Here is a 20,240-nt window from a genome sequence, read left to right as displayed (position 1 = left end):
GCCAACGAGGCAACCTTCCGATGACGAAACCGACCGACTTCCCGCCCGCGATCGCGCCGCTCGACGACACGCTGCGCACGCGCCTGCAGCATGTGATCGATCACAAGACCAAGCCGCCCGGCAGTCTCGGCCAGCTCGAGGCGATCGCGCTGCAGATCGGCCTGATCCAGCGTACCGAGCGGCCGCACGTGCAGCGTCCCGTGACGATCGTATTCGCCGGCGACCACGGGATCGCGGCCGAGGGCGTGAGCCCGTATCCGCAGGCGGTCACCGCGCAGATGGTCGCGAACTTCCTGGCCGGCGGCGCGGCGATCAATGCGTTCTCGGGCGTCGCGCAGAGCGTGCTCGAGATCGTCGATGCGGGCGTCGCGTCGCCGCTGCCGGTGTCCGACCGGCTCGTGTCGCTGCCGGTCGCGCGCGGCACGCGCAACTTCGCGGTCGAAGCCGCGATGACACGCGACGAGGCGATGACGGCGCTCGTCGCCGGTGCGGCGCGCGTGCGCCTGCACGCATCGCTCGGCACGAACGTGATCGGCTTCGGCGAAATGGGGATCGCGAACACGTCGTCGGCCGCGTGCCTGATGAGCCGTCTGCTCGACGTGCCGATCGACGCGTGCGTCGGGCGCGGCACGGGCCTCGACGACCAGGGGCTCGCGCACAAGCGCGCGGTGCTCGGGCGCGCGCTCGTCCGGCATTCGCACGCGATCGCGCCGCTCGACGTGCTCGCGACCTTCGGCGGCTTCGAGATCGCGATGATGACGGGCGCATATCTCGCGGCCGCGAGCGAGCGGATGACGATCCTCGTCGACGGTTTCATCGCGACGGCCGCGCTGCTCGTCGCCGAGCGCATCGCGCCCGGCGTGCGCGACTACTGCGTGTTCTCGCACACGTCGCACGAGGCCGGGCACCGGCGCATGCTCGAGCATTTCGGCGCGAAGCCGCTGCTCGCGCTCGACCTGCGCCTCGGCGAAGGCACGGGTGCCGCGCTCGCGCTGCCGCTGGTGCGCGCGGCGGTCGCGTTCCTCACCGAGATGGCGAGCTTCGAATCCGCGGGCGTCGACGATCGTGATGCCTGAACGCGCACCGGGCGTACGCGCCGAACTGCGCTACTTCTTCGTCGCGCTCGGTTATTTCACGCGCGTGCCGGTGCCGCGCGCGATCGGCTACGCGGCCGGCGATCTCGACCAGGCCGCGCGTTACTTCCCGCTGGTCGGCGCATGCGTCGGCGCATGGGGCGCGCTCGTCTATCTCGCGGCGCTGCGCGTGCTGCCCGCGTCGATCGCGGTCGGGTTGTCGATGGCCGCGACGCTGCTCGCGACCGGCGCATTCCACGAGGATGGGCTCGCCGACAGCTGCGATGCGTTCGGCGGCGGCTACGCGCGCGACGACGTGCTGCGCATCATGCACGATTCGCGAATCGGCACGTTCGGCGCGGTCGCGCTCGTGATCGCGCTCGGCCTGAAATGGCAGGCGCTCGCGGCCATGCCGCCGCCGCGCGCCGCGTGGACGATGATCGCCGCGCATGCGGCGAGTCGCGCGGGGGCCGTCAGCCTGTTGATGTCGCTCGACTACGTCCGGCCGGAAGGCAAGGCGAAACCGGTCGCGCAGCGGATGGGCGCGCGCGCGGCCTGGGTCGCGGCCGCATTCGGGCTGCCGTGGCTGTTCTGGCCGGACTGGCGCGCGGGCGTCGCGGCCGTCGTCGCGCTCGTGCTCGTGCGCGCCTGGGCGGCCCGCTATTTCGTGAAGCGGATCGGCGGTTATACGGGCGACTGTCTCGGCTTCGCGCAGCAGTTGAGCGAGCTGGCGATCTATCTCGTGGTGCTGGGATGGACCTCGTCCTGATTCGCCATCCGGCCGTCGATGTCGAGCCGGGCGTTTGCTACGGACGCAGCGACGTGCCGCTCGCCGCATCGGCCGAGGCGGGGGCGAAGACCGTGCGCGAGCGTCTGGCGGCGCTCGGGGCGCCGTTGCCCGCGCAGGTCTGGACGAGCCCGCTGACGCGTTGCGCATCGGTCGCCGAGCGGCTCGCGCAGGCGTTCGACGTACCGTTGCGGCGCGACGCGGGCTGGCAGGAAATGGACTTCGGCGCGTGGGAGCTGCAGCGCTGGGACGATATCGACCGCGCCGCGCTCGATGCGTGGGTGGCCGACCTGATGCATGCGTGCGCGCATGGCGGCGAAAGCGTCGCACGGTTCGCCGCGCGTGTCGCACGGATCGCGGACGCGGTCGCGCGGACCGATGAGCCGCAATGGGCGCTCACCCATGCCGGCGTGATCCGTGCCTTCGCTGCGCATGCGTTGCGCGTGCCGCTCGATACGCTGTTGTCGCGGCCGGTGCCGACGGGCGGCGTCGTCTGGTTGCGTCTGGGCGATGCCCCACGCACGTGGGAAGTCGTCCACTGGGACGAATAGGCGATCGCGCATGGGTTCGAAGCGCGGCAGGATGCCGAAGCCCGAATTCAGCGCGCCGGCCGCCGTGCCCGCGCGGCGTCGAGATCCTCGCACAGCGCGGCCGCGCCTTGTGCGATCCGCGGCGACGGCCGCGTCAGCAGATCGCCGTCGATCGCGAACAGGTTGTTGCGCGCCACGGCCGTCAGCGCGGGCCATGCACGCCAGCGCGCGAGGCTCGGCAGCGGCGCGTCCGAACGCGTCGCGCCGGCACGCGTCGTCACGATCGCTTCCGGATCGGCCGCGAGCACGGCCTCGTCGGTGACGGTCGGCGCGAGCGGCTTGAGCGTCGCGAACACGTTGCGACCGCCGCACAGCGTGATGACGTCGTTGAACAGATGCGCGCCGTTGAGCGTCGTCAGCGGTCGGTCCCATACCTGGAAGAACATCGTGACGGGCGGGCGCGCCGTGTAACGCGCGCGCAGCGCCGCGATATCGCGCGAGAACGATGCCGCGGCCGCGTCGGCTGCCGGTTCCGTGCCGAGCAGCGTGCCGAGCCGGCGCAGCGACGTCGCGACGTCGTCGAGATGCTTCGGTTCGCTGAAAAACAGCGGAATGTGCAGCGCACGCAGCGCATCGGTTTGCCGCTCGGCATTGCCGTGGCGCCAGACGACGATCAGGTCGGGCTTCAGCGCGGCGATCCGCTCGAGGTCGAGCGCCTTGTTGTCGCCGACGCGCGGCACGGCCTGCGCGGCGGGCGGGTAGTCGCTGTAGGTGACCGTGCCGACCAGCTTCGCGCCGCCGCCGGCGGCGTAGACCAGCTCGGTCGCATGCGGCGCGAGGCTGATCACGCGTTGCGCCGGTGCGGGCAGCGTGACGGCATTGCCGGCGTCGTCGCGGGTCGTGACGTCGGCGTGAGCGAAGGGCGCGAGCGCGACCAGCATCGCGAGCGCCGGCAGCCGGCGCAACAGGCGGGCGTTCATGCGGATGCCCGTTGCAGCGTCGGGACGCACTGCGCGAGCGCATCGGCGACGCGCTGCCATTCCGCTTCGCTGCCCGGCAGGCCGACGCGCACGCTCGACGGTTGCGCGAAGTATCGCGTCCAGACTCCGTGCGCGGCGAGCGCCGCATGCAGCGCGGCGGCGCGCGGGTCGTCGGTCCAGCTGAACAGCGGTGTCGCGTGCACCGCGAAGCCGTGCGCGCGCAGCAGCGCGGCGAGGCGTTCGCCGTCGGCCGCGAGCCGCTCGCGGGCGGCGGTCTGCCATGGGCGATCGGCGAACGCGGCGGCGACCGCGTGACGCGCGGGGCCGCTGACGGTCCACGCGCCGAGCAGGTCGCGCAGCGCGGCGATCAGCTCGGGATGCGCGAGCACGAAACCCGCGCGAATGCCGGCGAGTCCGAAGAACTTGCCGACCGAACGCAGCACGACGAGACCCGGACGATCGGTGTACGGCGCGAGCGATGGCGTGGCGCCCGTATCCGCGAATGCCTCGTCGACGATCAGCGTGCCGCCGCGTGCGGACAGCTGCGCATGCCAGCCGAGCAGTCGTTCGGTCGGAACGGATTCGGCAGTCGGATTGTTCGGATTCCCGACGATGACGTGATGCAGCGTTGCGGGCAGCACGTCCGCGTCGATGTCGAGCGGGACGACGCGATGGCCGTGACGCGCGAAGGCGGGCGCGTATTCGCCATACGCGAGCGCCGCGACGCCGGCATCGCCGGCCGGCAGCAGCGCGGGCAACGCGCGGATCGCGGCCTGGCTGCCGGCGACCGGCAGCACGTGCGCGGCATCGGGCGCGTGGTAGTAGCCGGTCGCGCACGCGGCGAGCGTGTCGCCGTCGTCGGGCAGCCGGCGCCATGCGTCGGCCGGAACGGGCGGCACCGGATAGCCGACCGGATTGATGCCGGTCGACAGGTCGAGCCAGGCGTCGTACGGAATGCCGTGGCGGCGTGCGGCTTCGTGCAGGTTGCCGCCGTGCGGGATGCGTGCGTCAGACATGATGGGTGGCGAGGAGGAGTGCGCCGCTCGCGACGAGCAGCGCGAGCCACAGCGCGAGCGTGCGCGTGACGAGCGACAGCGCGGCGACGACGTGCATGGCCGTCGCGGGCGCGCCGGTGCCGAGCGCGGGACGGTCTTCGATTTCGCCGTGATAGACGGCCGGGCCGCCGAGCTGCACGTTCAGGCTGCCGGCGCCCGCGGCCATCACGGGGCCCGCGTTCGGGCTGTCCCAGTGGCGCGCCTGCGTGCGCCAGCAGCGCCACGCGGCGGCCGTGTCGCCAAGCAGCGCGTAGCTCGCGGCGGTGAGGCGCGCGGGCATCCAGTTGAGCGCGTCGTCGAGGCGCGCGGCGGCCCAGCCGAAGGTCAGGAAGCGCGGCGTGCGGTAGCCCCACATCGCGTCGAGCGTGTTCGCGAGCCGGAACAGCAGCGCGCCGGGGCCGCCCGCGACGACGAACCAGAAGAGCGCGCCGAAGATCGCGTCGTTGCCGTTTTCGAGCGCCGATTCGACGGCCGCGCGCGACAGCGCGCCTTCGTCGGCTGCGCTCGTGTCGCGCGACACGATCCGCGCGGTCAGTGTGCGTGCGGCGTCGAGATCGTGCCGCAGCAGCGCGGCGGCGATCGGTGCGACATGGTCGGCGAGGCTCTTCGCGCCGAGCGCGAACCAGAGCAGCGCGACGTGCAGCGCGGCCGCGAGCGGCCAGGGCAGCACGGCGGCGAGCCACGCGGCGATGGCCACCGGCGGCAGCACCGCCGCGACCCATGCGGCGACGCCGACCATGCGGCCGCGCCGGCCGGTGTTCAGCGCGCCTTCGATGCGCGCGGCGAGCCGGCCGAATGCGACCAGCGGATGCCAGCCGGCCGGTTCACCGACGAGGCGATCGACGAGCGCGGCTACGACCGCGAGCATCGCGACGACCGGCAGCGACAGCATCAGCATGACGGCGCTCCGGCCTTCAGCTCGAGCGGCAGCCCGGCGACCAGCAGCGTCACGCGCGTCGCGAGCGCGGCGATGCGCTGGTTCAGACGCCCGAGTTCGTCGACGTAGCGGCGCGTGACCGACCCGAGCGGCACGACGCCGAGCCCGATTTCGTTGCTGACGACGATCACCTTCGCGCGCGCACCACGCAATGCCTGCTCGAGCTGCTCGACCTGCACCGCGTACTGCGCATCGTCGAGCGGTTCGCCGTCGAGCGGGCACAGCAGGTTCGTGAGCCACAGCGTGAGGCAGTCGACGAGCAGGCACGCGTGCGGATCGTCGAGCCGCGCGAGCGTGCCGGCGAGGTCGACGGGTGCGTCGGCGAAGCCCCAGTCGGCCGGCCGGCGCGCGCGGTGATGCGCGATGCGCCGTTCGAATTCGGCATCGGCGGCCGTCGCGGCCGCGGTCGCGATATAGGTGACGGGGCGGCCGCTGTCGGCGGCGAGGCGCTCGGCGTGCGCGCTCTTGCCCGAGCGCGCGCCGCCGAGGACGAAGGTGAGGTCGTGCGGAATCATCGCGTGATTGTAACGGCGCGGGCGACCGCACGCGGGCGATAATGCTGCCTTTGCTTCGCCACGACCTTGCACACGATGAACGCACCCGAACCGCGGCCGCGCGGCACCTTGATGATCCAGGGCACGACGTCCGACGCGGGCAAGAGCACGCTCGTCGCGGGCCTGTGCCGCCTCGCGCGCCGCGCAGGCGCGCGCGTCGCGCCGTTCAAGCCGCAGAACATGGCGCTGAACAGCGCGGTGACGGCCGACGGCGGCGAGATCGGCCGCGCGCAGGCGCTGCAGGCGCTCGCCGCGGGGGTCGCGCCGCATACCGATTTCAATCCGGTGCTGCTGAAGCCGACGAGCGATCGCGGCGCGCAGGTGATCATTCACGGCAAGGCGCGCGTGAACCTCGATGCACGTGCGTACCACGACTACAAGCCGGTCGCGTTCGACGCGGTGCTCGAGTCGTACGCGCGGCTGCGCGCCGGCTACGACACGGTGCTTGTCGAAGGCGCGGGCAGCCCGGCCGAGATCAACCTGCGCGAGGGCGACATCGCGAACATGGGTTTCGCCGAACGCGTGGACTGCCCGGTCGTGCTGGTGGCCGACATCGACCGCGGCGGCGTGTTCGCGCACCTGGTCGGCACCCTGGCGTGCCTGTCGGACAGCGAGCGCGCGCGCGTGCGCGGCTTCGTCATCAACCGTTTTCGCGGCGACCTCAGGCTGCTGGAACCGGGCCTCGACTGGCTGCGCGCGCAGACGGGCAAGCCGGTGTTCGGCGTGTTGCCGTACCTGCACGGGCTGATGCTCGACGCCGAGGACATGTTGCCGTCGCAGGCGCGCAGCGCCGCCGTGCGCGGCGACGCCGGCGTGCTGCGCGTGGTGGTGCCCGCGCTGCCGCGCATCAGCAACCACACCGATTTCGACCCGCTGCGCGCGCATCCGCAGGTCGAGTTCTCGTACTGGAAGAGCGGCCCGGTGCCGGACGCCGACCTGCTGATCCTGCCCGGCTCGAAAAGCGTGCAGCGCGATCTCGCGTGGCTGCGCGACGCGGGCTGGGACACGGTGATCCGCCGGCACCTGCGCTACGGCGGCAAGGTGCTCGGCATCTGCGGCGGGATGCAGATGCTCGGCCGCACGCTGGACGATCCGCTCGGCCTCGAAGGCGCGCCCGGCAGCGTGCCGGGGCTCGGGTTGCTCGATTTCGACACGACGCTGCAGCCGGACAAGACGCTGAAGAACGTGACCGGGCACCTCGCGCTGCCCGGCGCGGCCGCGGTGCACGGCTACGAGATCCACATGGGCGACACGTGCGGGCCCGCGCTCGCGGCGCCCGCGCTGGAACTGGCGGCCGGCGACGCACCGGGCGGCGTGCGCACGGACGGCGCACGGTCGGCCGACGGGCAGATTCTCGCGACCTACGTGCACGGGCTGTTCGACGCGCCCGACGCGTGCGCGGCACTCCTCGCGTGGGCGGGGCTCGACGGCGCGGAGCGCATCGACTACCCGGCGCTGCGCGAGGCGTCGCTGGAGCGGCTGGCCGATTCGTTCGCCGCGCATCTCGACCTGCGCGCGCTGTACGCCGAGTTCCGCTGACGCATGGCGCGCCGGCCTGGCATTTTGCGGCGGATCGCGTACAACTCAGATGGGCGGAGGTCCGCCCGAAGGAGCGCGACGATGAAGGCTCGATGGTGGTTGAGCGTGCTGCTCGCGGCGCTGCTGGGCGCGTCGGCGGTTGCACACGCGTGCGATTCGTACGCACCGGGCGGCGGCCCGGCCGGCTCGGGCGATGCCACTCAAGGCAAGAGCGGCGGCTGAGCTTCGCGGCGGGTGCGGGTATCGGGGCATGGTCGGTCATGCCCTTTTTCATTACCCGATTCGTTCCATTCAGGAATCAGTTAAAGCCTGGACGCATGTTTATTGGCCGAATCGATTCGAATAGAGTGCGATCCATTCTCATCCACTCACGAAGGAATTCGCCATGAACCCCAATCGCCTGAACGAGCTCGGCGCGACGCTGCTGCGTGTCGCACTCGGCGTGCTGTACCTTGCGCACGTCGCGCAGAAGGTGTTCGTCTTCACGCTGCCCGGCACCGCGCAGTTCTTCGCGTCGATCGGCCTGCCGGGCTGGCTCGCGTATGTGACCACCGTCGTCGAACTGGCCGGCGGCCTCGCGCTGCTCGCGGGCTTCCGCGTGCGGATCGCCGCGCTCGTGCTGCTGCCGTTCATGCTCGGCGCGGTTTCCGCGCATCTGCCGAACGGCTGGAGCTTCGCGTCGCCGAACGGTGGCTGGGAATACCCGGCGTTCTGGGCCGTCACGCTGGCCGTGCAGGCGCTGCTGGGCGGCGGTGCGTTCGCGCTCGGCGCACCGCGCGCCGCGACGCGGACCGCATAAACGGGGCGGGCATCGGCGCAACCCGTTCCGGTGACACCCCGTTTGCCGATATCATCGCTCCCTGTATCCGCATTCGAGCGGCGCCTGCCAGGGCGGCAGGCGCCGCGCGGCTTTTTCGGGGGAATTCATGACGGTGATCGTGGTGGCGAATCCGAAGGGCGGCGTGGGGAAGAGCACGCTGTCCACCAATCTTGCCGGCTATTTCGCGGCGCAGGGCGCATGGGTCGCGCTCGCCGATCTGGACCGGCAGCAGTCCGCGCATGCGTGGCTCGACCTGCGGCCGGCCGGCCTGCCGGCGATCGAGGCGTGGGAGCTCGACCCGGACGCGCCGTCGAAGCCGCCGCGCGGCCTCGAATATGCGGTGATCGACACGCCGGCCGGCCTGCACGGCAACCGGCTCAACGTCGCGCTGCAGCTCGCCGACAAGGTGATCGTGCCGCTGCAGCCGTCGATGTTCGATATTCTCGCGACCCAGCAGTTTCTGGAGCGCCTCGCCGGCGAGAAGGCCGTGCGCAAGGGCAACGTCGAGGTCGGGATCGTCGGGATGCGGGTCGATGCGCGCACGCGCTCGTCCGACCAGCTGCACCGTTTCGTCGAAGGGCTGGGACTGCCGGTGCTCGGCTACGTGCGCGACACGCAGAACTACGTGCAGATCGCCGCGCACGGCCTGACGCTGTGGGACGTCGCGAAGAGCCGCGTCGAGAAGGATCTGGAACAGTGGCGGCCGATCGTCGAATGGGCCGAGCGCCGCGCGCCGAAAGTCGCCAAGGCATCCTGACCGCCAGCGGCCGAACACCGGCGAGGCCCGGCAGAGCAGGGTGAATGAAGAAGGGCCTGATCCGGCACCGTGCCGGATCAGGCCCTTCTTGCATATGCGGCTGCGCGGCGCCGGCCGTCACGGCGCGCGGGGTGCCGCGGCAGCGATCCGGCGTGTCGCGACACGCCGGCCGCCGCGCGAATCAGGTCCAGTTCTGCGTCGGCACGTGATCGCGGTGGCCCTTGATCTTGTTGCCTTCGTCGATGAACACGAGCTTCGGCTTCCAGCCGGCCTGCAGCTCGGCTTCGTCGACCATCGCGAACGCCGCGATGATCACGAGGTCGCCGAGTTGCGCGCGGCGTGCGGCCGAGCCGTTCAGCGAAATCATCCCGCTGCCGCGCTCGCCCTTGATCGCGTACGTCGAGAAACGCTCGCCGTTGTTGATGTTCCAGATGTCGATCCGTTCGTTTTCGACGAGATTCGCCGCTTCGAGCAGGTCTTCGTCGATCGCGCACGAGCCTTCGTAGTGCAGTTCGCAGTGCGTGACGGCCGCGCGGTGGATCTTCGATTTGAGCATGTGGCGCTGCATGGTATCTCCGTGATGCGTGAGAGGCGAGGGCGGGCGGCCCGTCAGATTTCCAGGTTGTCGATCAGGCGCGTCGCGCCGAGCTTCGCGGCCGCGAGCACGACGAGCGGCTCGCCGGCTTCGAACTCGGCGGCGCTCGGCGCGATCAGGTTCGCGCGGCGGCGGATCGCGATGTAGTCGGGCACCCAGCCGCGCTCGGCCAGGTGCGCCCGCGCGTGCTGCTCGAGCTTGCCGAGGTCGCGTTCGCCGCCGAGCACGCTTTCGCGCACGCGCTGCAGCGTCTTCGCGAGTTCGGGCGCTTCCTTGCGCTCGTCGGTCGTCAGGTAGCGGTTGCGCGACGACAGCGCGAGGCCGTCCTCGTCACGCACGGTCTCGGCCGCAATGATCTCGACCGGCAGCGCGAGCTGCTGGCACATCCGGCGCACGATCATGAGCTGCTGGTAATCCTTCTTGCCGAACACCGCGACGCGCGGCTGCACGCAGGACATCAGCTTCGTGACGACCGTGCACACGCCGGCGAAGAAGCCGGGGCGGAACTCGCCCTCGAGAATCCCGCCGAGGTCGTCGGGCGGCAGCACGCGATACTCCTGCGGCTCCGGATACATGTCGCGCTCGGTCGGCGCGAACAGCACGTAGACGTTGTCCTTCTGCAGCTTCTCGATGTCGTCCTGCAGCGTGCGCGGATATTTGTCGAAATCCTCGTTCGGGCCGAACTGCAGCCGGTTGACGAAGATGCTCGCCACGACCGGGTCGCCGTGCTGGCGCGCGAGGCGCATCAGCGACAGGTGACCTTCGTGCAGGTTGCCCATCGTCGGCACGAACGCCGTGCGGTTCTGTCCGCGCAACTGGTCGCGCAGTTCCTGGATCGAGCTGATGACTTTCATGATCGGGTAGCGGGTTCCTCGCGCATGCGCGCGTTGGCGCCGCAACAGCGGCGTCGGGGTCGAAGCGGAGAACGCCGGCGCGCGGGCGGCGCATCGGGCGTCGGCGGATTGTAGAGGATTTGGCCGCCGGACGCATCGAAAAAAGAACGATCGTTCACTTTTTAATCGGGCGCACCGCTGGCAGCCCGCGCGGGCGGGCTCGACGGCGGGATGCGGCGGGTTGGGGGTGCGGGGGAAACGCGGGCGCGGCGGGGCGCCTTACGCGGGCAGGTACGCGAGGCGCACGTAGATCGGTGCGAACGGTTCGGCCTGCGTGATCTCGACGAGCGATTCGCGCGCGAGTTCGAGCATCGCGATGAAGTTCACGACGACGACCGGCACGCCGCGCGACGTGTCGAACAGGTCGGCGAACTCCATGAAGCGTGCGTTCTGCAGCCGGCGCAGGATCAGGCTCATGTGCTCGCGCACCGACAGCTCCTCGCGGGAGATCTTGTGGTGCTGGACGAGCTTCGCGCGCTTGAGCACGTCGGCCCACGCGGCGCGCAGGTCGTCCGAATCGACGTCCGGGAAGCGCGGCGTGATGCTCTGCTCGATGTAGACCTCGGCGCGCAGGAAGTCGCGGCCGAGCTGCGGCAACTGGTCGAGGCGTTGCGCGGCAAGCTTCATCTGCTCGTATTCGAGCAGGCGGCGCACGAGTTCCGCGCGCGGATCCTCGGCTTCCTCGCCGGTGTCGGCCTTCTTGACCGGCAGCAGCATCCGCGACTTGATCTCGATCAGCATCGCGGCCATCAGCAGGTATTCGGCCGCCAGCTCCAGGTTCGACGTGCGGATCTGGTCGACGTAACCCAGATATTGCGCGGTGACCTGCGCCATCGGGATGTCGAGCACGTTGAAGTTCTGCTTGCGGATCAGGTACAGCAGCAGGTCGAGCGGGCCTTCGAACGTCTCGAGGAACACCTCGAGCGCATCGGGCGGGATGTAGAGATCCTGCGGCAGCTTGAAGAGCGGCTCGCCGTACAGGCGTGCGAACGCCGCGACACCGTCGACCGTGTCGGGCGTCGAATCGGCGCCCGCGGGCGCGGCGACCGCGTCGTCCTGCCGGGCGGTGCTGGCCTCGTCGGCGGCGCTCACGTCGTCAGAAGTTCTGGTAGTAGACGTAGGACGTTTGCTTCACGCGCGAATCCTGCTGCTCGGCGCGCTCGTCGAGGTCGATCGGCTGCTTGTCCCACAGCAGGGAACGGCCCTTGCGCTGCTCTTCTTCGAGCGTCGGCTTCTGTTGCTTGAGCTGGTTCAGGAATTGCGTGACGTCGGACTGGTACGGCATGGCTTGGCTTTCCGTTTCGGGCGGCGCACGATGCGCCGGATTCGCGATGGCGGGATTTTACCGCATCGCGGGGAACAGCCGGCGGCAATCGCGCGTCGAATCGGCTGGCCCGGGCGGTCTTTCAGAATCGTTTGGCTTTGACGCCGGCGCCCTGTGGTCAAATACAGGGTTTTCCACAAAACCATCACAACCGAGGGCGAGGTCATATTTGGCGGGTCAGGCGAACCAGCAAGCACACACGGCGCATGAGGCCGGCCCGCGCACGGAACGCGATCGCGCCGGCGCCGCGGTCCGCGTCGCGCGGGCGACCCTCGCGGGCTGTCTCGCCGCGTTCGTCGTGCTGCCGGCCTACGCGAAGTACGACGTCGACATCGACGCGCCGCGCTCGATCCGCAAGCTCCTCAAGGCCCATCTCGACATTGCGCGCTTCGCGAAGCGCGACGACATCAGCGACGACCAGTTCGACTTCCTCGTGACCGCGACACCGCAGCAGGTGCGCGACCTGACCGCGACGGCCGGCTATTTCTCGCCGGTCGTGCGCACCGACGTGCGCACGCGCGACGGCAGGCGCGACGTGCGCGTCGCCGTCGATCCGGGGCCGCAGACCGTCGTGTCGACGGTCGACCTGGCGTTCAAGGGCCCGGTCGGCAGCGAGGATCCGAAGCAGGAGGCCGCGACCCGCTTCGCGTTCTCGCTGAAGCCGGGCGACCCGTTCACGCAGTCCGACTGGGACGGCGCGAAGGGGGCGGCGCTCAAGCAGTTGCAGTCGCGCCGCTACCTGGGCGCGAAGATCGCGTCGTCGGAGGCGCGCATCGATCCGCGCACGCAGCGCGCGACGCTGGCCGTCACGTTCGACAGCGGCCCGACGTTTACGATCGGCAAGGTCGACGTCGACGGCGTGCGCCGCTATCCGGAGAAGATCGTCACGAACGTCAATCCGCTGTCGGAAGGCGAGATCTACGACGTGCAGCGGATCACCGAGCTGCAGCGGCAGCTGCAGAACACGCCTTACTACGCGAGCGTCGCGATCGACGTCGGCGACGACACGGCGAAGCCCGAGCGCACGCCCGTGCATGTGAAGGTCAGCGAGTTCCCTTACAACAGCATTCGCGGCGGCGTCGGCTACGCGACCGATACGGGCCCGCACGTGCAGGGCTCCTACACCTACCTCGACACGTTCGGCGCCGCGTGGCCGCTCACCGTGTCTGGCCGGCTCGACCAGATCCAGCAGTACGGCCAGGTCCAGCTGTCGATGCCGCCCGGCGAGAAAGGGTGGACCAACAGCGTGCTCGCGTCGTACACGAACACCAACGTGTCGGATACGCGCATCTACAGCACGCGGGTCGGCGTGCAGCGCACGCGCACCGGTCAGTTCATCGACTACGCGTACTCGCTGATGTACTACCAGGACCGGCTCGACCAGAACGGCGCGGGGCCGACCACGAGCCGCGCGCTGGTGCCGCAGTGGGCCTGGACGCGTCGCAACGTCGACGATCCGCTGTTCCCGCGCTCGGGCAACCTGATCCACGCGGAGGCCGGCTTCGCGATCAAGGGCGTGCTGACCGACCAGACCTTCATTCGCGGATACGCGCGCGGCCAGCAGTACGTGCCGATCGGCAAGCGCGACCTGTTCGTGTTCCGCGCGGAGCTCGGCGGCGTGTTCACGAGCGGCAGCTCGACCGGCGTGCCGGCGTCGCTGCTGTTCCGCGCGGGCGGCTCGAATTCGGTGCGCGGCTACGGCTACCAGAGCATCGGCAACAGTGTCGACGGCTCCGTGCTGCCGACCAAGTACCTGATGACGGGCACGGCCGAATACCAGCACTGGTTCAACCGGGACTGGGGTGCCGCGACCTTCTTCGACATCGGCACCGCGACCGACGCATGGGGCGAGCGCGTGTTCTACCCGGGCGTCGGCATCGGCGCGCGCTGGCGCAGCCCCGTCGGCCCGATCAACGTCGACGTCGCGTACGGACTGCGCAACCATAGCGTGCGCCCGTACCTGACGCTCGGCATCGCTTTCTGACCTTATTGCCCGAGCCACGACGAACCGCATGACGAAGGACCCGCACGACACGCCGCCGCCTCACGATCCGGACTCGCCCGAGCGCGCGCCTGACGCGCCGCCGCGCGCGCCGCGGCGCGGGCGTGCGGGCCGGATCGTCGCGTGGACGCTCGCGACGGTCGTGCTGCTCGTCGTGCTGGCGGCCGGGCTCGTGCTGGCCGCGGCGACGACCGAGCGCGGCACGCGGCTCGCGTGGCAGACGGCCGTGCGCGTGCTGGGCGGCCGGCTGGCAGGCACGCTGGAAGGCGGTGCGCTCGCGACGGGCGTGCGGCTGCGCGGCTTCGCGTGGACGACCCCCGGCGGCGCCGGCACCGAAGTGCGGATCGACCGGCTCGACGGCCGTTGGGCGTTGACCCGCGCGCCGTGGCGGCTGTCCGTTGCCTATCTCCGCGCGGGCACGATCGACGTGCGGATCGCGCCGGGGCCGTCGACACCGGCCACGACGCCGCAGGACCTGAGCCTGCCGCTGCAGGTGCGGATCGACGACCTGCGCGTCGATCGCCTGGCGATCCACGAAGGCGGCTCGACGACGCAGCTCGATCATCTCGCGCTGAGCGGCCACAGCGACGGCCGTCACCATGAACTCGCGCTCGACGGCGTCGACACGCCTTACGGCGCGCTGACCGCGCGCGCGAAGCTCGACGGCGTGAAGCCGTTCGCGCTGACGGGCAACGCGACCTACGTCGGCAAGCTCGCCGACGAACCGGTCAATGCGAGCGCGAACGTATCGGGTTCGCTCGAAGCGCTCGTCGCCGACGTCGCCGCGAGCGGGATGAAGCTGAACGGCCGCGCGCACGTCGAGGCCGCGCCGTTCGGCGCGGTGCCGCTCACGCGCGCGTCGCTCGCGTTCGATCACGTGAACCCGCAGGCGTTCGCGCCGGGCGCGCCGGCCGCCGATCTCGCGGTGCGTGCGGAGCTGGCGCCGGTGGCCGCGCCGGCCGGCGCCGCACCGCAGGGATTCGCGGTGACCGGCCCGGTGTCGATCGTCAACGCGAAACCCGGCACGCTCGGCGAGCACCTGCTGCCGGTCGTCGACGCGCACGCGACCGTCAATCTCGACGCGCACGCGCAGCGGATCGACGGCCTCGCGCTGAAACTGATCCGCGACGGCAGCGTGACCGGCAACGGCACGCTGGCGGGCGGCAAGGGTCGCTTCGACCTGAAGGTCGCGAATCTCGACCTCAATGCCTTCGTCGCCGAGTTGCGGCCGATGCGTCTTGGCGGCCCGCTCGGCGTGACGCTCGCCGGCGACGTGACGACCGTCGACTTCAACCTGAACGATCCGAAGCTCGCGCTCGGCGCGCGTGCGAAGGTCGCGTTGACGCCGCAGCAGACGGTGCTGACCGATGCGCGCGTGACGGCGGGCAAGGGCCGTATCGACCTGACCGGCGTGTTCCGTCACGACGCGCATTCGAGCTACGACGCGAAGGCGACGCTGACCGCGTTCGATCCGCTGCTGCTCGCGGCGATGCGCGCGCCGGGCGCGGGCGGCGGCAAGCCGGCCGCAAAAACGGCGAAGACGGCGGCCAAGGCCCCGGCCACGCGCGGCGAGACGCGCGTGTCGGGCACGCTGACGGCATCCGGCGCGTTCGCGCCGCAGGTGTCGACCAAGGCGACCTTCAAGCTCGGCGACAGCCTGTACGACGGCGTGCCGCTGACCGGCGCCGGCGTCGTGCAGCTCGCGGGCACGCGGATCCTGCCGAGCAATGCGAACCTGTCGATCGCGGGTAACCACGTCGACCTGCGCGGCAGTTTCGGCGCGCCGGGCGACCGGCTGCGCTTCGTCGTCGACGCGCCGGAGCTCGACCGGCTCGGCTTCGGCGTGCAGGGGCTGGTGCAGGCGCAGGGCGAGTTGACCGGCAGCTTCGCGCATCCGAACGTGACGGCCACCTACAAGGCCCAGCACGTCGTGGTCGGCTCGAACCGGATCGGTGCCGCGCAGGGCCGCGCCGACATTCGCGACGGCGCACACGGTGCGCTCGTGTTCACGGCCGACGCGACCGACATCGCGCTGGGCACGCTGCAACTGAAATCGCTGCGCGCGAACCTCGACGGCACGCGAGCGAAGCACACGCTCGACGCATCGGCAACCGGGACGGCCGGCGGCCGCGTGATCGACCTGACGCTCGCGGCGAACGGCGGCGTGGTCGAGAGCCGCGACGGGATGCGCTGGGACGGCACCGTCACGCGTCTCGCGAACCGCGGCACGCCGGCGGTGGCGCTGCAGGCGCCGCTCACCGTGTCGGCCGGCGCCGGCCGCGTGACGCTCGGCGCGACGCGGCTCACGCTCGAAGGCGCGGCGATCGACCTGAAGTCGTTCGTGTTCGATCACGGCCAGATGCGCTCGACAGGCGCCGTGCGCGACGCGTCGGTCGCACGTTTCCTCGAGATTCGCCAGGAGCTGACGGGCCAGCGGCCGCCGGTGCGCACCGACGTCGTGCTCGATGCCGACTGGGACTTCTCGCTCGGCGCGAACGCGACGGGCTACGTGCAGGTGAAGCGGCGCGGCGGCGACGTGACGATCGAGACCGGGCGCGGCATCGCGTCGCTCGGGCTGACCGACCTGTCCGCGCGCGCGAGCTTTGCACCCGGCAACCGGCTCAACGTGGTGGCGCTCGCGAAGGCGAATCGCGTCGGCACGCTCGACGCGAACGTCACCGTGCCGTTCGCGCTGCGCGACGGTGTGTTCGGCGTCGTCGACGACGGCCGGTTGTCGGGCCGCATCGACGCCGCGATCCCGTCGCTGAAGGCGACCGGCAACCTGTTCGGGCCGAGCTACCTGCTCGGCGGGCGCGCGGCGCTGAACCTGACGATCGCGGGCACGCCGGTGAAGCCGAACGTGTCGGGGATGCTGACGGGCGACGATCTGTCCGCGACGCTCGTCGACCAGGGCGTGCAGCTGAAGGACGGCATCGTGCGCGTGAAGCTCGCGGAGAACCTCGTCGAATTCCAGCAGGTCGAGTTCCACGGCGGCGACGGCACGCTGCGCGCGATCGGCCGCGTGCGTCTCGACGGCGAAGCGCCGGACCTGACCGCGAGCATCGTCGCGGACAAGCTCGAACTGTTCGCGGCGCCGGACCGCAAGCTGTCGCTGTCGGGCAAGGCGACCGTCGCGAACGACGGGCCGCGCGGCGCGCTGTCGATCGACGGCAAGTTCGTCGTCGACCGCGCGCTGTTCGATCTGCCGGAGGACGCGGCGCCGCACCTGTCCGACGATGTCGTCGTGATGCGGCCGGACGGCACGGTGCGCGGCGAGACACCGACCGGCACGGCGGTCGCGAAGCCGCAGAAGGCCGTGGACAAGCCGGCGCCGTCGCTCGCGCCGCGCGCGAACATCGACATCGGCCTCGGCAACAACTTCCGCTTCAAGGGCCACGGCGCCGACCTCGGGCTGCGCGGCACGATCACCGTGACGAGCGCGCCGGGCGTGCCGCTGCGCGCGGTCGGCAACGTGCGCGTGACGGAAGGGTCGACGTATACGTCGTTCGGCCGCAAGCTCGCGGTCGAGAACGGTTTCTTCACGTTCAATGGCCCCGTGTCGAACCCGGGCGTGAACATCCTCGCGATGCGGCGCAATCAGGAAGTCGAGGCAGGGGTGCAGGTCACCGGCACGATCCAGTCGCTGACGGTCAAGCTGGTGTCGGAGCCGAACGTCACGGACAACGAAAAGCTGTCGTGGCTGCTGTTCGGGCACGGCACCGACCAGGGCAACAACGTCGGCCAGCAGGGCACGATGACGGCGGCGCTCGCGCTGCTGGGCAGCGTGACCGGCAAGCGTGTCGCGCAGACCTTCGGCCTCGACGAATTCTCGATCGGCCGCAGCGACGTCGGGCTGACCGATCCGCAGGTCATCCAGGTCTCGAAGGCGATCAACGAGCGCTTCGTGCTCGGCTTCGAGCAGGGGCTGCAGTCGGCGAGCAACGCGTTCAAGGCGACGATCAACCTGACGCGCTTCTGGTCGGTGTCCGCGTATGGCGGCACGTTCCAGGGTGTCGACCTGAACTACACGCGGCGCTTCGATCGCTGGTTCAGCCAGCGGTGACGGTGACGCGCTCCGTCGCGCGAGCGTAAAAAAGCCCCGCACGATGCGTGCGGGGCTTTCTTGCTCAGCTCAGGCGAAGGCGTGTCGTGCTGCTTACTTCACGCGCATGCCGGGCTTCGCGCCGCTGTGCGGCTCGAGGATGTAGAGGCCCGGCTCGGCCTTCTCGTCGGCAGCCGACGCGGCGAGCACCATCCCTTCGGACAGCCCGAACTTCATCTTGCGCGGCGCGAGATTCGCGACCATCACCGTCAGCTTGCCGACGAGCTGCTCGGGCTGGTACGCGGACTTGATGCCCGAGAACACGTTGCGGGTCTTTTCCTCGCCGATGTCGAGCGTGAGCTGCAGCAGCTTGTCCGAGCCCTCGACGGCCTGGCACGCGACGATCTTCGCGATGCGCAGGTCGACCTTCGCGAAATCGTCGATCGAGATCGGACCGTCGTCGGCGCCGTTCGCCGCAGCCACCTTCGCGTTCGCCTTGGCGTTCTTCGCGGCGTTCGCGGCGGCGGCCCCCGCGGCAGCGGCGCCGGCGGCCTCGGCCTGCAGCGACTCGCGGTTCGCGGCGAGCAGCGCGTCGAGCTGCTTCGGATCGACCCGCGTCATCAGGTGCTGGTATGCCTTGATCGGCTGCGCGGACGACAGCGGCTTCGCGGCGTCGGCCCATGCGAGCGGCGCGATTCCGAAGAAGCTCTCGACGGCTTCGGCCACGCGCGGCATCACCGGCTTCAGCGCGAGCGACAGCAGGCGGAACGCCTCGAGGCTCACGCTGCAGGTTTCGTGCAGCGCGACCGCGTTGGCCGGATCCTTCGCGAGCTCCCACGGCTTCGCGCCGTCGACGTACGCGTTCACTTCGTCCGCGAGCTCCATCGTCTGGCGCAGCGCGCGGCTGTATTCGCGCGCTTCGTAGTGCGCGGCGATCGCCGGAATCGCGTCGCGCAGCGTCGCGACGAGCGGATGGTTCATCGCGCTGTCCTGCACGCGGCCGTCGAAACGCTTGATCAGGAAGCCGGCCGCGCGGCTCGCGATGTTCACGTACTTGCCGACGAGGTCGCTGTTCACGCGCGCCTGGAAATCGTCGAGGTTCAGGTCGATGTCTTCCATCGTCGCGTTCAGCTTCGCGGCGAAGTAGTAGCGCAGCCATTCCGGGTTCAGGCCCGTGTCGATGTAGCTCTGCGCGGTGATGAACGTGCCGCGCGACTTCGACATCTTCGCGCCGTCGACCGTCAGGAAGCCGTGCGCGAACACGTTGGTCGGCGTGCGATGGCCCGAGAACTCGAGCATCGCCGGCCAGAACAGCGTGTGGAAATACAGGATGTCCTTGCCGATGAAGTGGTACTGCTCGGTGCTCGAGCTCGCGCGGATCCACGCGTCGAAGTCGATGCCCTTGCGGTCGCAGAGATTCTTGAAGCTCGCGTAGTAACCGACCGGCGCATCGAGCCACACGTAGAAGTACTTGCCGGGCGCGCCCGGGATCTCGAAGCCGAAGTACGGCGCGTCGCGCGAGATGTCCCAGTCGGCGAGCCTGGCTTCACCGGCATCGCCGAGCCATTCGCGCATCTTGTTGGTGGCTTCGGGCTGCGCGAGGCCGCTGACCCATTCGCGCAGGAACGACTCGCAGCGCGGGTCCGACAGGCGGAAGAAGTAGTGCGTCGAGGTCTTGCGCACCGGCGTCGCGCCGGACACGACGGAGTACGGGTTCAGCAGTTCGGTCGGCAGGTAGGTCGAACCGCACACTTCGCAGTTGTCGCCGTACTGGTCCTTCGCGTGGCACTTCGGGCATTCGCCCTTGATGAAGCGGTCCGGCAGGAACATTTCCTTGACGGGGTCGTACGCCTGCTCGATCTCGCGCTCGGCGATCAGGTCGTTTTCCTTCAGCGCGAGGTAGATCTTCTCGCTCAGCACGCGGTTCTCGTCCGAATCGGTCGAGTAGAAGTTGTCGAACGACACGCCGAAGCTGTCGAAGTCGCGCTTGTGCTCGGTCCACACGCGGTCGATCAGCTGCTTCGGCGTGAGGCCTTCCTTCTCCGCGCGCAGCATGACCGGCGTGCCGTGCGTGTCGTCGGCGCCGATGTAGTAGACCTCGTGACCGTGCATTCGCAGCGTCCGCACCCAGATGTCGGTCTGGATGTACTCGACCAGGTGGCCGATATGGATCTGCCCGTTGGCATAGGGCAGTGCGGACGTAACGAGGATCTGGCGGCTGCCTTGCGGCGCCGCGGCCTGCACGGAAGTGAGGTCGGTTGCGGACATAGGGTCTGTAGAAGAACGGCGGAAACGACGGAAACTGCGATTCTAGCAGGGGCGCGGGCAGGTCAGTCGGGGCGGGCGCCGTGG

General features: G+C 70.2%; 18 protein-coding genes. 9 read left to right on the top strand and 9 right to left on the bottom strand.

Translation table 11 applies throughout. The features are described 5' to 3' along the window. Positions 1-20: 20 nt before the first annotated feature. From cobT to cobC, 3 genes are read left to right on the top strand one after another with little or no spacing between them, the layout of a single operon-like run. On the top strand, positions 21-1,076 hold the full coding sequence (gene cobT, locus U5771_RS00300; RefSeq protein WP_322022124.1) for a nicotinate-nucleotide--dimethylbenzimidazole phosphoribosyltransferase: 1,056 nt from the start codon (positions 21-23) through the stop codon (positions 1,074-1,076). Continuing rightward, on the top strand, positions 1,069-1,842 hold the full coding sequence (locus U5771_RS00295; protein ID WP_322022123.1) for an adenosylcobinamide-GDP ribazoletransferase: 774 nt from the start codon (positions 1,069-1,071) through the stop codon (positions 1,840-1,842). Before cobT ends, U5771_RS00295 begins: the two co-directional genes overlap by 8 nt. Next, positions 1,827-2,411: an alpha-ribazole phosphatase gene (gene cobC / locus U5771_RS00290; protein ID WP_322022122.1), complete on the top strand. Its 585-nt coding sequence runs from the start codon at positions 1,827-1,829 to the stop codon at positions 2,409-2,411. The genes U5771_RS00295 and cobC overlap by 16 nt, the downstream gene beginning before the upstream one ends. Positions 2,412-2,458: 47 nt before the next feature. Here the strand turns inward: cobC and U5771_RS00285 are convergent, their stop codons facing one another. Genes U5771_RS00285 through cobU form a run of 4 tightly spaced genes read right to left on the bottom strand, consistent with a single transcriptional unit; the run spans position 2,459 to position 5,877 of the window. After that, complete coding sequence (locus U5771_RS00285; RefSeq protein WP_322022121.1) at positions 2,459-3,370, bottom strand: cobalamin-binding protein; 912 nt, start codon at positions 3,368-3,370, stop codon at positions 2,459-2,461. Further along, positions 3,367-4,386 (bottom strand): threonine-phosphate decarboxylase CobD, encoded by a 1,020-nt coding sequence (gene cobD / locus U5771_RS00280; protein ID WP_322022120.1) that lies wholly within the window; start codon positions 4,384-4,386, stop codon positions 3,367-3,369. The genes U5771_RS00285 and cobD overlap by 4 nt, the downstream gene beginning before the upstream one ends. Beyond that, positions 4,379-5,323, bottom strand: a complete 945-nt coding sequence (gene cbiB, locus U5771_RS00275; RefSeq protein WP_322022119.1) for an adenosylcobinamide-phosphate synthase CbiB — start codon at positions 5,321-5,323, stop codon at positions 4,379-4,381. The genes cobD and cbiB overlap by 8 nt, the downstream gene beginning before the upstream one ends. Continuing rightward, the gene (gene cobU, locus U5771_RS00270; protein ID WP_322022118.1) at positions 5,317-5,877 is read right to left on the bottom strand and encodes a bifunctional adenosylcobinamide kinase/adenosylcobinamide-phosphate guanylyltransferase; all 561 of its coding nucleotides are present in this window, start codon (positions 5,875-5,877) and stop codon (positions 5,317-5,319) included. Before cobU ends, cbiB begins: the two co-directional genes overlap by 7 nt. A 75-nt stretch (positions 5,878-5,952) precedes the next feature. On the opposite strand from cobU, the gene U5771_RS00265 reads away from it, so the two are divergent. From U5771_RS00265 to U5771_RS00250, 4 genes are all read left to right on the top strand, one after another. Beyond that, positions 5,953-7,455: a cobyric acid synthase gene (locus U5771_RS00265; protein ID WP_322022117.1), complete on the top strand. Its 1,503-nt coding sequence runs from the start codon at positions 5,953-5,955 to the stop codon at positions 7,453-7,455. Positions 7,456-7,536: 81 nt separating this feature from the next. Then, positions 7,537-7,677, top strand: a complete 141-nt coding sequence (locus U5771_RS00260) for a hypothetical protein (RefSeq protein ID WP_322022116.1) — start codon at positions 7,537-7,539, stop codon at positions 7,675-7,677. Positions 7,678-7,840: 163 nt separating this feature from the next. Next, positions 7,841-8,254 carry a DoxX family protein gene (locus U5771_RS00255; RefSeq protein WP_322022115.1) on the top strand — a complete coding sequence of 138 codons (414 nt, stop codon included), beginning with the start codon at positions 7,841-7,843 and terminating at the stop codon, positions 8,252-8,254. A gap of 127 nt (positions 8,255-8,381) precedes the next feature. Further along, entirely contained in the window at positions 8,382-9,032 is a 651-nt protein-coding gene (locus U5771_RS00250) for a ParA family protein (RefSeq protein WP_322022114.1), read from the top strand. 181 nt (positions 9,033-9,213) lie between these two features. Here U5771_RS00250 and panD read toward each other — a convergent pair whose 3' ends face one another. The 4 genes from panD to U5771_RS00230 form a co-directional block, all read right to left on the bottom strand. After that, positions 9,214-9,600 carry an aspartate 1-decarboxylase gene (gene panD / locus U5771_RS00245; protein ID WP_006754524.1) on the bottom strand — a complete coding sequence of 129 codons (387 nt, stop codon included), beginning with the start codon at positions 9,598-9,600 and terminating at the stop codon, positions 9,214-9,216. Positions 9,601-9,641: 41 nt separating this feature from the next. Then, positions 9,642-10,481 carry a pantoate--beta-alanine ligase gene (panC, locus tag U5771_RS00240; protein ID WP_322022113.1) on the bottom strand — a complete coding sequence of 280 codons (840 nt, stop codon included), beginning with the start codon at positions 10,479-10,481 and terminating at the stop codon, positions 9,642-9,644. Positions 10,482-10,739: 258 nt separating this feature from the next. Further along, positions 10,740-11,612 carry a ScpA family protein gene (locus U5771_RS00235; protein ID WP_322022112.1) on the bottom strand — a complete coding sequence of 291 codons (873 nt, stop codon included), beginning with the start codon at positions 11,610-11,612 and terminating at the stop codon, positions 10,740-10,742. A gap of 4 nt (positions 11,613-11,616) precedes the next feature. After that, positions 11,617-11,805: a DUF3460 family protein gene (locus U5771_RS00230; RefSeq protein ID WP_322022111.1), complete on the bottom strand. Its 189-nt coding sequence runs from the start codon at positions 11,803-11,805 to the stop codon at positions 11,617-11,619. Between the two features lie 208 nt (positions 11,806-12,013). Here U5771_RS00230 and U5771_RS00225 point away from each other — a divergent pair, with 208 nt between their 5' ends. Beyond that, positions 12,014-13,828, top strand: coding sequence for an autotransporter assembly complex family protein (locus U5771_RS00225; protein WP_322022110.1), 1,815 nt, complete (start codon positions 12,014-12,016; stop codon positions 13,826-13,828). Positions 13,829-13,856: 28 nt separating this feature from the next. Then, positions 13,857-17,909, top strand: a complete 4,053-nt coding sequence (locus U5771_RS00220) for a translocation/assembly module TamB domain-containing protein (protein ID WP_322022109.1) — start codon at positions 13,857-13,859, stop codon at positions 17,907-17,909. Positions 17,910-18,002: 93 nt separating this feature from the next. On the opposite strand, the gene metG is transcribed toward U5771_RS00220, so the two are convergent. Further along, the gene (gene metG, locus U5771_RS00215) at positions 18,003-20,156 is read right to left on the bottom strand and encodes a methionine--tRNA ligase (protein WP_322022108.1); all 2,154 of its coding nucleotides are present in this window, start codon (positions 20,154-20,156) and stop codon (positions 18,003-18,005) included. Positions 20,157-20,240 lie beyond the last annotated feature (84 nt).

It is taken from the genome of Burkholderia sp. BCC1977 (assembly GCF_905339595.1).
GTDB lineage: Bacteria > Pseudomonadota > Gammaproteobacteria > Burkholderiales > Burkholderiaceae > Burkholderia.
The sequence above is the reverse complement of the archived record's forward strand: the minus strand, read 5'-3'. Positions and strand labels throughout refer to the sequence as shown.